The 13,929-nt window shown below is 71.1% G+C and carries 12 protein-coding genes; 6 read left to right on the plus strand and 6 right to left on the minus strand.

Annotated features, from left to right (window positions below; genetic code table 11):
* The first annotated feature begins 273 nt into the window (after positions 1-273).
* Both ACZ6K0_RS01865 and ACZ6K0_RS01870 read left to right on the plus strand, forming a co-directional pair.
* A complete protein-coding gene (locus ACZ6K0_RS01865; RefSeq protein ID WP_376408896.1) occupies positions 274-723 on the plus strand; it encodes a DoxX family protein in 450 nt (149 codons plus the stop codon).
* Complete coding sequence (locus ACZ6K0_RS01870) at positions 723-1,124, plus strand: Zn-ribbon domain-containing OB-fold protein (RefSeq protein WP_469229221.1); 402 nt, start codon at positions 723-725, stop codon at positions 1,122-1,124. The genes ACZ6K0_RS01865 and ACZ6K0_RS01870 overlap by 1 nt, the downstream gene beginning before the upstream one ends.
* A 92-nt stretch (positions 1,125-1,216) precedes the next feature.
* Here ACZ6K0_RS01870 and ACZ6K0_RS01875 read toward each other — a convergent pair whose 3' ends face one another.
* A complete protein-coding gene (locus ACZ6K0_RS01875) occupies positions 1,217-3,262 on the minus strand; it encodes a protein kinase domain-containing protein (protein WP_469229223.1) in 2,046 nt (681 codons plus the stop codon).
* A gap of 301 nt (positions 3,263-3,563) precedes the next feature.
* Here ACZ6K0_RS01875 and ACZ6K0_RS01880 point away from each other — a divergent pair, with 301 nt between their 5' ends.
* The 3 genes from ACZ6K0_RS01880 (at position 3,564) to ACZ6K0_RS01890 (ending at position 6,666) form a co-directional block, all read left to right on the plus strand.
* On the plus strand, positions 3,564-4,235 hold the full coding sequence (locus ACZ6K0_RS01880) for a DUF4097 family beta strand repeat-containing protein (RefSeq protein ID WP_469229225.1): 672 nt from the start codon (positions 3,564-3,566) through the stop codon (positions 4,233-4,235).
* A gap of 62 nt (positions 4,236-4,297) precedes the next feature.
* A complete protein-coding gene (locus ACZ6K0_RS01885) occupies positions 4,298-5,152 on the plus strand; it encodes an alpha/beta fold hydrolase (RefSeq protein WP_469229227.1) in 855 nt (284 codons plus the stop codon).
* A 632-nt stretch (positions 5,153-5,784) separates the two neighbouring features.
* Entirely contained in the window at positions 5,785-6,666 is an 882-nt protein-coding gene (locus ACZ6K0_RS01890; protein WP_469229229.1) for an alpha/beta fold hydrolase, read from the plus strand.
* A 467-nt stretch (positions 6,667-7,133) separates the two neighbouring features.
* Here ACZ6K0_RS01890 and ACZ6K0_RS01895 read toward each other — a convergent pair whose 3' ends face one another.
* The 4 genes from ACZ6K0_RS01895 to ACZ6K0_RS01910 all read right to left on the minus strand — a co-directional run bounded on the left by ACZ6K0_RS01895 (position 7,134) and on the right by ACZ6K0_RS01910 (position 11,216).
* A complete protein-coding gene (locus ACZ6K0_RS01895) occupies positions 7,134-7,757 on the minus strand; it encodes an HAD family hydrolase (RefSeq protein ID WP_469229231.1) in 624 nt (207 codons plus the stop codon).
* A 71-nt stretch (positions 7,758-7,828) separates the two neighbouring features.
* A complete protein-coding gene (locus ACZ6K0_RS01900) occupies positions 7,829-10,045 on the minus strand; it encodes an FG-GAP repeat domain-containing protein (RefSeq protein WP_469229233.1) in 2,217 nt (738 codons plus the stop codon).
* 56 nt (positions 10,046-10,101) lie between these two features.
* Entirely contained in the window at positions 10,102-10,356 is a 255-nt protein-coding gene (locus ACZ6K0_RS01905) for a DUF397 domain-containing protein (RefSeq protein ID WP_469229234.1), read from the minus strand.
* On the minus strand, positions 10,353-11,216 hold the full coding sequence (locus ACZ6K0_RS01910; RefSeq protein ID WP_469229236.1) for a helix-turn-helix domain-containing protein: 864 nt from the start codon (positions 11,214-11,216) through the stop codon (positions 10,353-10,355). Before ACZ6K0_RS01910 ends, ACZ6K0_RS01905 begins: the two co-directional genes overlap by 4 nt.
* 91 nt (positions 11,217-11,307) lie before the next feature.
* Here ACZ6K0_RS01910 and ACZ6K0_RS01915 point away from each other — a divergent pair, with 91 nt between their 5' ends.
* A complete protein-coding gene (locus tag ACZ6K0_RS01915) occupies positions 11,308-11,715 on the plus strand; it encodes an ATP-binding protein (protein WP_469229238.1) in 408 nt (135 codons plus the stop codon).
* Here the strand turns inward: ACZ6K0_RS01915 and ACZ6K0_RS01920 are convergent.
* A complete protein-coding gene (locus tag ACZ6K0_RS01920) occupies positions 11,712-13,910 on the minus strand; it encodes an FG-GAP repeat domain-containing protein (RefSeq protein WP_469229239.1) in 2,199 nt (732 codons plus the stop codon). The two genes, ACZ6K0_RS01915 and ACZ6K0_RS01920, sit on opposite strands and share 4 nt — an antisense overlap.
* Between the last annotated feature and the right edge of the window lie 19 nt (positions 13,911-13,929).

A 13,929-nucleotide genomic window follows, 5' to 3' on the forward strand; every position in this document is an offset into this window, starting at 1 on the left:
GCGCGCCGGCCCCGCCGTGGCTCCGGTCCGGCTCCGTCGCGGCTCTTCGCCGGCCCCGCCGTGGCTCGCGGCGGGCTCCGCCCCGGCTTGCGTGTGGCTCCGTCGCGGCTCCGCCCCGGCTTGCGGCCGGGCTCCGCCCCGGCTCCGGGCCGGACTCCCGCTCGCCCCTTGTGTCCGCTCCGTGCGCGCACTCCTCGCGCCCGCCTCTTGCGCGCGGGGCCCGCCTGCGCTGAACTGACGTACCGTCAGATACGACTCCTCGAGGGGGCGCGCATGCAGACCGTCTGGCTCACCGGCGCCGAATGGCTCGCCGTCCTCCGCATCGGCCTCGGCCTGTGGTGGCTGGAGAGCTGGCGACACAAGGACAGGAAAGGCTGGTTCGAGCGCGGCACCGGCATCGCCTGGGCCGCCGACGTCGCCGCCAAGCACAAGTGGCCACAGGTGAAGAAGGGCTTCGACACCGTCGTCGCCCCCCGCCCCAAGGCCATGGCGTACATCGTCGTCTACGCCGAACTCGCCCTCGGCCTCGGCCTGGTCGTCGGCTTCCTCACCCCGGTCGCCCTCGTCGGCGGCCTCCTCCTCAACCTCCTCTACCTCGTCCTGATGATCCACGACTGGGCCGAGCAGGGGCAGAACGCGATGATGGCGCTGATCTCCCTGGTCGCCCTTCTCGCCCTGTCCTGGCAGACCTGGTCCCTCGACTCCGCGATCGGACTCTTCTGATGACGGCCGCCGACCCCGACGTCGACACCTTCACCCGCCCGTACTGGGACGCCGCAGCCGAAGGACGGCTGCTCCTGCGCCACTGCGCGGCCTGCGACCGGACCCACCACTACCCGCGCGAGTTCTGCCCCCACTGCTGGAGCGAGGACGTCCGCTGGGAGCCGGCGAGCGGCCGGGCCACGCTCTACACCTGGTCCGTCGTCCACCGGAACGACCTCCCGCCCTTCGGCGAGCGCGTCCCGTACGTCGCGGCCGTCGTCGACCTCGCCGAGGGCCCGCGCATGATGACCGAGATCGTGGACGTGCCGGAGGCGGACCTCCGGATCGGGATGGAACTACGGGTCGCCTTCCGTGCGGAGGGCGAGATGACGGTCCCGGTCTTCACGGGCGGCGGCGCCTGAGGCCTCTTGAGGCCTCCTGATGCCGTCTCCTGACGCCGTCGCCCGACGCCGCCGCCCAGGCCCTGGGCGGCGGCGTCAGGCGAGGCGATCGGTCAGGCGGGCGAGATGTTCCGCCAGAGCTGCGCCTTCATGCTCGGGTCGCAGGTGTACGACATCATGAACGGCGGGCCGGCGACCATGCACTGGCCGCTGTCCATGTTCTTGATGGTCATGCCGGCGGACGTCTTGGTGTTGATCTTCCAAGACTGGGTGCTGGAGCCGTTGCACGCCTTGGCGGTGAAGCCCGGTGTCCCGCCCGGCTGGAGGCAGTGGCCGGTCGCCCTGTTGACCAGCCGGAAGGTGCCGTTCCCGTTGGACGTGTAGGTCCACGCGTAGGAGATCGTGCCGCTGCTGGGCGGTTCGCCGCACGGGGCCGTGTTGGCCATGATGGCGTACCCGGGGTTGGACTCGGCCAGGCACTCCCCGTTGGAGACGCTCTGGATGGAGTACGTCCCCGAGGGCGTCGAACCGCCGGTCGTCGGCGGGGGCGGCGGGGGAGCGGGCTGGGTGGTCGTGCGCGGGGGCTGCGACGCGGGCTGGGTGGTCGTCGACCCGCCCCCGCCCCCGCCACCGCCGGGACTGGTCGTGGTGGATCCGCCGCCGCCCGGACTGGTCGTCTTCGACCCGGACCCGGACTCGGACCCGCTGCCCGCCCCGCCGCCCGAGCCGCTCCCGGAGCCGCTTCCGTCGCCGGGTACGGTCCCGCCCCCGCCGTCACCCGTGCCGGGCGGCGGTGCCGCCGTGGACCCGCCCGGAGGCACGGACGACGGCCCCGCCGAGGCGGAGGAGGACGCGGACGGGGAGGCGGACGTGCCCGGCTTCCCGGACGACGACGTGGGTACGGGCGCGGGGTCGCCCGGCGCCGGCTGCGAGGCGACCGAGGAGGGCGACCCGGAGGTGTCGGGGGACGCGCCGAGGCGGCCGATCTCGTACGGGCCGAGGGCGACGGTCAGGGTGGTGCCGGTCGCCACGACGACGGGCACGGCGAACATGACGAACCGATTCCGCCGCACCCGCTTGCCGCCGGCGGCGGTCCCGGTGACGGAGACGGCGTCGGGGGAGGCGGTGGCGGGCTCCCTGCCGCCCTGCGGGGTGAGCGAGGCGGTCGCGACGTCCTGGGCCGGCTCGATCCGCTCCAGCTCCGCGAGGTGCTCGGCGGTGGGCGCCCCGGCGGCGAAGACCGCCCGCTCGCCGATGCGTTCGGCGACGGCGGTGGGCCACGCGGCCCCGGCGGCCCCCTCGGTGGCCCGCTCGACGAGCTCGGCGGCGGTCGGCCGGTCCGCCGGGTCCTTGGCGAAACAGGTCCGGACGAGCGCGGCGAGCTCGGGGTCGGTCTCCGTGAGCCGCCCGAAGTCGGGCTCGCCGTGGACGACCCGGTAGAGGAGGTCCGGCCCGGAGCCGTCACCGAACGGAGGTCGCCCGTTCGCCGCGTACAGCAGTAGGCTCCCGAGCGCGAACACATCGGCGGCACCGGTCAGTTGCCGGTCGGCGACGGCCTGCTCGGGGGCCATGTAGGCGGGGGTCCCGATGACCATGCCGGTCTTGGTCAGCCGGCTCTGGTCGGCGGCGCGGGCCACGCCGAAGTCGATGAGGGAGAGGCCGTCGCCGGTCAGCATGACGTTGGACGGCTTGAGGTCGCGGTGCACCATGTCGGCGCCGTGCACGACCCGCAGCCCGGCCGCCGCGTCCCGCAGCAGCCGCCACAGCGACTCCCCGGGCAGCGGGCCGCCGTTCAGCCGGATGGCCTCGCTGAGCGTGATGCCCGGGATGAACTCGGTGGCGAACCAGGGCGGTTTGGCCGTGCGGTCGCTCGCGAGCAGCTTCGTATTGGCCCCGGCGGGCAGTCGGGCGAGGTTGTCGAGCTCGTGCCCGAAGTGGCTCAGGAAGTCGGCGTCCTCGGCGAGCACGGGAAGGACCCGCTTCACCGCCGCGAACTTCCCGGGCACGGCGCCGAGATAGACCCGCCCCATGCCTCCTGAGCCGAGCACACCGAGCAGTCGGAACGCCCCGATCTGACGGGGATCCCCCGCTTCCAGAGGCATGGCTCCGCTGCCGTCGAGACTGCCCACACCAGAGTGGTCTTCCAGTTCCCCCTGCATGGGCCACACATTAGCTGAGGGTTATTCACATCTATACGGAAGCCAAGTGCGGGTTTCTGTACGGGGGTTGAACGGCCGGAGTGGCGGCGACGGCGCGTTCACTCTCAATCCATTGCAACGTCAAGGTGTTGGTTGTTGCGTTAGGCCGCATCATGGTTGCAATGAAATCTTGGCCTTGACCTGCAATTATGGGGTTTGGATGCGGTGCATGTGTTGCTCGATCTTTGAACGCAACGTAGCTTTTCCCTTGTCGGAAACGGCGCGGACAGCGAGTCCGAAAGCCGCAAACAAGGAGAACGCCATGCAGAAGTTCCAGACCCCCGCCGCCATCGTCACCACCCTCGACATCCCCGCCGGCCTCATCCGGTTCATCGCCGCCGACCGGGCCGACACCACCGTCGAGGTCCTCCCCGCCAACGCCTCCAACAGCAACGACACGAAGGCCGCCGAGCGGGTCCTGGTCGCCTACGCCGACGGCGTCCTGCGGATCGAGGCCGCCGAGGCCAAGAACAAGATCCTCGGCACCTCCGGAAAGGTCGAGGTCACCGTCCACCTCCCCGCCGGCTCCCGCGTCGAGGCGAAGACCGCCGCCGCCGAACTCCACAGCGTCGGGCGCCTCGGCGACGTCACCTTCGACAGCGCCCAGGGCACCGTCAACCTCGACGAGACCGCCGCCGCGCACCTCACCCTCCAGGCCGGCGACATCACCATCGGCCGCCTCGGCGGCGCTGCGGAGCTCCGTACCCAGCAGGGCGGGATCCGGATCGGCGAGGCCCAGGGCGGCACGGTCGTCCTGCGCACCGAGTCCGGCGACCTGGAGGTCGGCGCCGCGACCGGCGTCTCCGCCACGCTCGACGCCGGCACCACCTACGGCCGCATCACCAACACCCTTCAGAACTCCGAGGGTTCCGCCGCCGTTCTGACCATCCACGCCACCACGGCGCACGGCGACATCATCGCCCGCAGCCTCTGACCCCCACTCCCACCCTCACCCCCACCCCCTTACGTACGCACACGCCGAAAGAGGACCACGCCATGACCACCAACACCGCCACCGCAGCCGCCGTCACCCCGCAGTCCGTCGCCGCGTGGACCGGCATGGTCCACGTCGACGACACCGCCCTCGCCGTGACCGACACCGGCGGCCCCGGCCGCCCCGTCGTCTACCTCAACGGCTCCTACGCCGACCAGTCCCACTGGCGCCGCGTCATCACCGAACTCGGCGGCGACTACCGCCACATCACCTACGACGAGCGCGCCCGGGGCAAGTCGGACCTGTCCGCCGACTACTCCTTCGAAGCCTGCCTGCGTGACCTCGACGCGGTCCTGACCGCCCGGGGGATCGAGAGCGCGATCCTGGTCGGCTGGTCCTACGGCGCCATGCTCGCCGTCCACTTCGCCGCCCGGAACCCCGACCGCGTCGCCGGGGTCGTGTCCGTCGACGGCGCCCTGCCCCACTCCTGGCTCGACGACGCCACCAAGACCCAGGTCCGCAAGCTGTTCCGCCGTCTCAGCCCCCTGTTCCCCGTCGCCCGCCGCATCGGCATGGCGGCCCGCATGAGCGCCGAGCAGCACGCCGAGATCAACATCGAGGTCAACGAGCTCTGCGCGCCCGCCGTCCTCGACCCCGTCTTCGACCGCATCACCGTCCCCACCCGCTACGTCCTCGCCACCGGCGGCAACCTCGGCGGCGACCCCAAGCTGATGGAGAAGATCCGCAGCAACCTCACCCCCGTCACCGACCGCAACCCCAACATCCGGCTCAGCGCCAAGGTCCCCAGCAACCACTCCAAGATCCTGCGCAAGGACTTCCGCGCGGTCGCCGACGCCGCACGCGATATCGCCGCCACCGCTGCTACCGCCGGCGCCACCGACGGTCAGACCGCGTGAGCCGCAGGAGGGTGCGGGTCGCCCAGGCCCCAGGGGTGAACGTCCCCCACGGGCTTCTGGTGCGGCCGCCCTCTTTCCGAGTGTGGCGGCCTCCACCGCCGCGTCAAGGGCAAGTCGGCTTCGCCGATGGGCTGCGCCCACCCTTGACCCGGCGGCGGAGGCCGCCTTTTCACACTCGGAGGGCGGCCGGGGGCGTGGCCACGCGGGGGCCCGGGCAGTATCCGGGGTCGCGTGAGCGGGTGGCGGGCCGGTGGGTGGGGGCTTGGTCAGTGGCGGGGGAGGGTGAGTCCCTTCGGCCCGGTTCGGGGTGCGCGGTTGTTGAATGGGGCGGCCGGGCTCGGCTTAGCGGCGGACGTCCGTGCCTTGGCTGGGATTCAGGCCCCGCTGGTCATTCCCGGTGGGTGGTGGTCGGTGGCCAGTGGTGCGTGAGGGCGGGCGGCGAGACATTCGTGCACTTTCTCGGCCCGATGAGGGTGATATGCACCCAATGCCCGCTATTCTCGCGCCTGTTACTGGGGTAGCTGCGGGTTGGGCTCTGCCCGGCGGGTCATGGGGGATCGACAGGAGAGGCGCAGGTCACACGCCAGGTTTATGGGTGCGCTCCATGGCGAACCCCATGGCAGGCTTCATGCATGCCGAACGTTGTCGTGTCCCCCGAGGTGTCCATAGCGTACGAGAGCTTCGGCGACCCCGGGGATCCACCCGTCCTGCTCGTGATGGGTTTCGGTGCGCAGATGCTCGGCTGGCACGAGGACTTCTGCCGGGCGCTGGCGGACCGCGGCCGCTACGTGATCCGCTACGACAACCGTGACTGCGGGCTGTCCACCAAGTTCGACGATCACCCCGTCGACACGGGCGAGTTCATCGCCACCGTCAGCTCGGGTGACATTCCCGCCGCCCTCGCGATGGCCCCCTACCGGCTGCGCGACATGGCCGACGACGGACTCGGCCTGCTCACCGCGCTCGGCATCGAACGCGCCCACGTGGTCGGCTCCTCGATGGGCGGAATGATCGCCCAGACGATGGCCCTCTCCTCCCCCGAGCGGGTGCTGACCCTGACGTCGATGATGTCCTCGACCGGCGAGAACGCATACGGCCGGTCCAGCCCGGAGGCCCAGGCGGCGCTGTCCACTCCGAAGCCCGCAGACCGCGAGGGATACGTCGCGGCGGCGGAGAAGGAACTGGTGTGGGCGTCCAAGCGCTACGGCAACGCCGCGGCGCTGCGAGAACTGGCCGCCGCAAGCTACGACCGCTCGTACTACCCCGCGGGGCTCGGCCGACAGCTCGCCGCGATGATCCTCAGCGGTTCACGCGCGGACGCCCTCCGCGAACTGCGGGTGCCGACGCTGGTGATCCACGGCTTGGACGACACGCTGATCGACCCCAGCGGCGGAAAGCGCACCGCGGAGCTCGTGCCCGGTGCGGAACTCCTGCTGATCCCCGACATGGGTCACGACCGTCCCCGAGAACTCTGGTCGCAGCTCATCGACGCCGTGGTGTCCCACACCGGCTGAGTACGTCGTCCGTAGCACTCGCGGCCTGGCCGACGCCGAGCGCGCTGGAGGAAACCCGTTCCTGTCGAATCGGTGCCCGCCTCGGCATGCCCCCACCCACCAGGAGTGACCAGCGGGGCCTGAATCCCAGCCAAGGGACGGACGTTCGCCGCTAAGCCGAGCCCGACTGCCCCATTCAACGACCGCGCACCCCGAGCCAAGGGAAGGCGCCCACCCGCCCCGACCGCGAACCCAGCCCCCACCCACCGGCCCGCCACCCGCTCATCCGACCCCCGCCGATGCCCGGGCCCCGGCGACCCCGGCCCCCGGACCGCCCTCCGAGAGTTGTTGCGCACCTTCCGCCGCCGGGTCAAGGGTGGCCGTAGGCCATCGGCGGAGCCGACTTGCCCTTGACGCGGTGGTGGAAGGTGCGACTCTCGGAGAGAGGGCGGTCCCACCAGAAGCCCACGAAGCAGGCCCGCCCCGAGTCAGCTCAGAGACGCCAGGATGTGCGGCGCCGCGTCCGCCAAGGTCGGGAAGTGGCGGTGGGCGCCGTCCACGGCGGCCGGGCCGTTGACCGACCAGACTGTCATTCCGGCGGCGAGCCCCGAGCGGACCCCGGAGGGCGCGTCCTCGACGACCAGGCATTCCGCCGGGTCCGCGCCCAGCTTCTCGGCCGCCAGCAGGTACGGGACGGGGGACGGCTTCCCCTCGGTCACCGAGGCCGCGTCCACGATGAGCCCCGGCAGCGGCAGCCCGGTCCGCTCGAACCGCCCCCGCACCCGGTGCTCGTAGTTCGACGTGACGATCGCCCACCGGTCCGCCGGAAGCCCGGCGAGCAGCTCGGCGGCGCCGTCGAAGGCCGCGTACGTCCCCGTACGGACGTCCTCGTCCTCCAGCTCGTGCAGCAGGGCGAGGCACGCGTCCGGATCGTGCTCCGGGGCGACGGCCGCGAAGGTCTCGACGGGCCGGGTCCGGAGCGCGACCGCGTACACCTCGTCCCCGTCGAGCCCGTACCGCGCGGCCCACTCGTGCCACATGCGGCGCTGGTTGGCGACGGCGTCCATGAGGGTGCCGTCGACGTCGAAGAGAACGAAGTTCTGGGAGGTCACGCCCCGGATGCTACGACGAGCGATCCGAGGCGCGACCGGCAGGCCCTGACCCGTACCGGGTCAGGCGGGCGTCACGACACCGACGTGAACTTGGTTCCCTCGCCCGCGTACAGCGAGGTCGTCGTCTTCGTGAACGGCGCCGACCACGAACCCGTCCCCAGGTACACGTGCGTCCCCGCCGACCCGTACGCGACGAGGTCGGGCCGCCCGTCGTTGTTCGCGTCACCGACACCCACGAGCTGGCTGTACGCACCCCAGCCCGTACCGATCTTGGTCCGGGCCGCGAACGTTCCGTCGCCCTTCCCCAGGTACAGCCACAGCACGCCCGCCGCGTCCCGGGCGACGAGGTCCCCGGCGACGCCCCCGGCGATGTTCCCGACGGCCGTCAGCTGGTTGTAGATGCCCCAGCCGGGCCCGATCTTCACGCGGCCCGCGTACGGAGCGCTGGGGCTGCCCGTGCCCTTGTAGAACCACAGAACGCCGGACGCGTCGGTGGCGACGAGGTCGGCCCTGCCGTCGCCGTTCAGGTCGGATCCGCCGGCGAGCTTGTTGTAGACGCCCCAGCCCGGGCCGACCTTGATCCGCGTCCCGAAGCCGCCGTCGCCCTTGCCGAGGTAGGTCCACAGCACCCCGGCCGTGTCCCGCCCGATGACGTCGCCGACACCGCTGCCCGCGATGTCCCCGGCCGCCTCGATGAGGTTGTACGTGTTCCACCCCGGACCGATCTTCACGCGCGGCTTCGCCGGCGTCACCTGACCGGCGACCGGCCAGTCGAGCAGGTCGTCGCGCCACAGCACGCCCGACGCGTCCCGCGCGAGCAGGTCCGGCGAACCGTTGTCGCTGTAGTCGTGCGGGTTGGCCTTCCGCGTCACCTTGAAGGCGCCGGAGGCGTATCCCGGGTATCCGATGCCGTTGGTCGGCGTGAGGGTGACGTTCCAGGTGTAGTCGCCGTTCGGGGCGCTGGACCCGTCCGTGGTCAGCCCGTCCCACGTGAGCCGCGCGGGCGCCGTCGGCCGCGAGAGCCGCTTCGTGTAGGTCTTCCCGGTCACGTTGTGCCGCAGGGTGACGTCCACGTTCACGTTGTACCGGGAGAGCTGCCACTCCAGGGCGACCTGCCCGCCGTTGCGGTCGAGCTCCGCCACGGCCGGGACGGTGCTGCCGAGGACGGTCGGCGAGGTGGACGCGCCGGGGGTCTTCGCGACCAGCGTGGTCAGGGGATAGCCCCCCTCGCCGATCTTGAACAGCCCTTCGCCGTCGGTCGACTTGCCGCCCTGGACGTAGATGCTTCCGTCGGGCGCGGTCGACGTGGACGTGAAGTGGTCGAGCAGCGTCATCGTCTCGCCGGTGAGGACGTTCTGCGCGGTGAGCGCGTACAGCGGGTTGGGGGAGGAGGCGGTGAGCCCGCCCGGCACCCCGTACAGCACCCAGTCCCCGTTGAACCCGACGACGGTCCCGCTCGTGCCCGCACCCAGGGAGATGTACTTGAACGGCTGGTACTCGCTCCGCTTCTGCAGGCCCACCCGCGTGACGCCGTCCACGGTCTCCGTCCACGCGATGTACGACGGGCTGACGGCGCCGGTGACGTTGGCGAGGTCGAAGGGCTGGGTCGCGTTCTCCGGCCGGTGGAAGTTGCCGAGGAGGCTCGTCAGGGCGCGGTAGTACGTGGTGGGGCTGGTGAGGCTGCCCTTCTTCGTGAACATGATGGACACGTCGGCGCCGGAGTCCGCGACGATCTTGTAGTCGCGCGCGTAGGGGAGGTACGAGATCCTCTCCTGCTGCTGCACCCCGTTCACGCGGGTGAGCCGGTAGAGGTCCTCTCCGCCGACCGAGTTGGGCACGGTCAGGTAGAGGGTCGAGGCGGCGGCGCCGACGACCTTGAAGTCCGTCCCGATCGGCGCGGTCGGCTGCACGTGCGTCGTGAACATGCTGACGCTCATGTCATAGAGAGAGAAACGATTCCCCTCGCGGACGATCACCGTGTCCGAACGGCTCGGGACGGCGACCGTCCCCGGAATCGCCGTACGGCTGCCGTCGGAGAACCTCGTCCACGTCAGCTCGGTCCCACCCGCGCCGTCGTCCTTCGAGCTCAGGAACCCGGTCGACCCGCTGCTGACGAGCTTCTCGCCGGCCGGAAGCGTGACGTCCGTCGCGTCCTGCGGCGCGGCCGGGGCGGTGACGGCGGCCACCGCTGCGGGCGCGACGACGAGCGTCCCGCCGACGGCGGTGACGGCGAGCACGGCGGTGACGGCCACGGCGAGCCGACGGCCGGGTATGTAGGCGTGATTCATGTGGTGTATCCCCCCAGAGGAACGGGCGGGGAATTACCCAACACCACGCCCGTTACTCACGATTGCGTTGTGATCGCAGCGTACGAGACGAAGGCGGACCAGGTCGCGGGGGATACGGCGAGCTGGGGGCCGTGGGGGATCTTGGAGTCGCGGAGGTGGATGGCGGCGGGGTGGGCGGCGACTTCGATGCAGTTGCCGCCTTCGCCGCCGCTGTAACTGGACTTACGCCAGTCGTAGGCGACTTCGATGCAGTTGCCGCCCTCGGAGCTGCTGAAGCTGCTCTTGAACCAGGCCAGATCCGTGGTGTTCATCGTTCTCCCAGCAGTTTCTCGAGCCATGTCAGGGACTCGTGTTGCGTGAGCGCCTGCGACCGGATGATGCCATAGCGCTCGGTGTACTGCCGGACCTCTTCCGGGTCGGTGATCAGCCGGGGGTGCCCGTAGATCTCGGTGTACGCCGTCTCCCGTCGTCCCTTGGGGGTGAGTAGGGTGAACGCGCCGTCCAGGTAGGGGTGCTGCGGCTGGTCCAGGGGCATGATCTGGAAGTCGACCGTCCGCCGCTGGGCGACGCTCAAAATGCGTCGTAGCTGCTCGCGGTGGACCTCGGGTCCGCCGAACGGCCGGAGTAGGACGGCCGCCTCCAGGACAAAGCTGATCGTCGGTGCGGGCCACTTGTCGAGCAGTACCTGGCGGGAGATCCGGTCGGCCACGCGCTTCTCGATGGTCGCCTCGTCCAACATCGGGCGGCGGTCCCGGAAGAGGGAGAGCGCGTAGGCGGGCGTCTGCAGGATGCCCGGCACGGCCTGCACCTCGTAGTAGTGCAGTGCCACGGCTTCCGCCTCGGCCCGCGCGAAGTCCTGGAACCAATCCGGATGCCGCACCCGCGCCTTCGCCTGCGCCTCCCGCACATCGCCCACCGCCGCGATCAGCACCCCACCCGCATTGAGCACAGGGTCCGCCCGCATCAGGAAGTCCGGCTGGGGAATCCGTACGCCCCGCTCGATCGACGAGATCAGGTCCTCGCCGCAATGCGTGATCTCGGCCAGCTCCACCTGGCTCAGGCCCGCGTTCTTCCGCAGGACCTTGATGATCTTTCCGAGCGCACGGAACAGGTGCGCCGTCCCGTCTGCTTCGGACGGCCGTTCCGGCCGCTCCGCCTGGTTCTCCGACATCCGTACCGCCCTCTTGGCGCACCCGTACAGTGACTCAGCGTCGTCGCGTCGCTGCTGTTCAGCGTAGGACGGACCCACCAGGCTCAGGGGCATGAAGTCCGAAACCACCACCCCAACCGGTGAGTTCACGCTCCGGCTCTCGGCCACGCGCCGGGGCGCACGTCTGGCGCGGCTACTCGCCGTGCAGCAACTCCACGACTGGGGCGTGACCGGTCCCGCGGCCGAGGCGGCCGAACTGGTCGTCGCCGAGCTCGCGAGCAACGCCGCCCTTCACGGCCGGGTGCCGGGGAGGGACTTCGAGGTGCGGATGGAGCGCGCCGACGACCACGTACGGATCGAGCTGTCGGACGCGCGCGGCGAGCGCCGCCCGTTACCGTCCGGGCAGCCCGACGAGGGCGGCTACGGGCTGTTGCTCGTAGCCGCCCTCGCCACCACCTGGGGTGTGAAGGACCGGTCCGTCGGCAAGACGGTCTGGGCGACCGTCCCGCTCGCTCCTTAGAACACCGTGTTGAGGGCCGTCGGGAGGGTGGCGAGCCACTTGGCGGCCCCGAAGGGAGCACGCCAGTCGCCCGTCCCCTTGTAGACCGTCAGGCTGTCGGTGGAGTCGAGCCCCCACAGGTCCGGGCGACCGTCACGGTTGATATCGCCGATGCTGAAGACGTCCTTGTACGCGTTCCAGCCGCCGCCGATCCTCGTGCGGGGCGCGAACGTGCCGTCGCCCTTGCCGAGGTGGAGCCACAGCACACCGGTCTTGTCGCGCGCGACGAGGTCTCCGGCCGGGCCGCCGCCGATGTTGCCGGTGGCGACGAGCTTGTCGTACGTGCCCCAGCCGTGGCCGATCTTCGTCCGGGTGGCGAAGGGCGCCGTGGCCTTGCCCGTGCCCCTGTAGAGCCACAGGTCTCCGGCCTTGTCGGTGGCGACGACGTCGGGCCTGGCGTCGCCGTTGAGGTCGCTGCCGCCGGTGATCAGGCTGTAGCCCTGCCAGCCACCGCCGATCCGCACGCGGGGCGCGAGGGCGCGCCCGGTGCCCTGGTAGAGCCAGAGGACGCCGCTTCTGTCCCGGGCCACGACGTCCCCTGCCGAGGTGCCGCCGAGGTTGCCGGGCGCGACGAGCCGGTCGTAGATGCCCCAGCCGGGGCCGATGTGCTGCGCCGTGTCGAGCGGATGCTGCGGCGCGGTGGCGCCCGTGTTGTAGCCGGACAACTGGCCGGATGTGTCCCGGACGAGGTAGTCGGGCGTGCCGTTGTCGTCGAAGTCGTGCGGGACGGTCTTGCGGGCGATGGTGAAGGCGCCGGTCCTCTCGACGCCCGGGCCGATGCCGTTCATGGGGGTTGCCGTCATCCGCCAGGTGTAGCCACCGTTCGTGGCGTACGTGGCGTCCCACTGGAAACCGACGGACTTCCCGCCGCCGGATTGGTGCAGCGTCACCGTCTTCCCGGTCGCCGTGTGGGTGAGCTGGAGGCTCGCCAGCACGTAGAGATGGTTGAAGTACCAGGTGAACCGGACAGGCGCGGCGTGGCGGTCCAGGTCGACCTGCCCGGGGGTGCTCTCGGTCTCCCACTGGAGCGCGGTGGACTCGCCGGTGCTCGCCACCAGCTCGGTGGACGGCCTGCCGTCCTGGTCGAGGGCGATCCGGTACAGGCCCTCGCCTTCGGCCAGGGTGCCGCCGCGCACGAGCTGTGTGCCGTTCGGGCCCGGGGCGGAGCTCGTGAGGTGGTCCAGGAGCGGAAACGTCTCGTCTGACGTCAGGGACACGGCTCTCAGGGGGCTCTGGGGTCGTAGCCGGGGAGCTTCGAAGCCGCCCTGCTCCCCGTACAGCAGCCAGTCACCGGCCAGCTCGACGGTCAGGCCGCCGGTCTGCCCCAGGTGGACGCGCTTCGTCTCGCCGGCGCCGCGCCGGGCCACGACCAGGTCTGCGGCGTTGTTGCCGCCGGCGGGCCTCTCGATCCAGGCGATGTGGGTCTCGGACAGGGCGAGGTCACCGTCGTAGTTCCCGGTCCGCGGGGTCGTGTAGGTCTCGACGACGGCACGCTTCTCGATGTCGACCACGGCGACGTGCGTGCCCACCGACGTGTCCCCGATGTCCCTGTACCGAACGGAGAGGGTGCCGGGGTGGTTCTGGTGGAGACGCGTGACCTCGGTGTTCTCGGGCAGACCGGTCACCTTGTCGTCGACGAGTGCGCCGTTCACCTTGCTGACGATGTGGAGTTCGCGCGCCCCGGTCGCGGTGGTCTTCGTGGCGACGAGGGTGGACGGCCCGATGGCCCTGCCCGAGCCGAAGCCCCCACCGAGGAGAGCGGTGTCGATCACCACGGGCTCGGCGTTCTCCGCCGCCATGTCGGAGAGGGTGAAGACGGGCAGGTCGACCTTCGTGACGATGTCGGTCTGCCCGAGTGAGGCGACGACACCGGCGGGCAGGGCGGTGGTGGAGCCGCCCTCGTACCCGGTCCACGCGTACGAGGTCTTGCTGTCGACCGTATGGGAGGTGAGGAAGCCCGTCCGGCCCGCGCCGGCGATGAGCGCCCCGGCCGGGAAGGGGAGGTGATCCTGCTGCGCGGGCTCCTCGGCGGCCGTCACGGCCCCGGTCGCCGCCATGGCCGCCGGCGCGGCCGTCACCGCCGCACCCGCCGTGACGGCGAGGGCGACGGCGACGGCGGTGGCGAGCCGGTGCCGGGTGGTGTTCGTGCGGTTCAAGGCTCTGCTTCCTCGGTTC

The organism is Streptomyces sp. NPDC042346 (assembly GCF_055581845.1).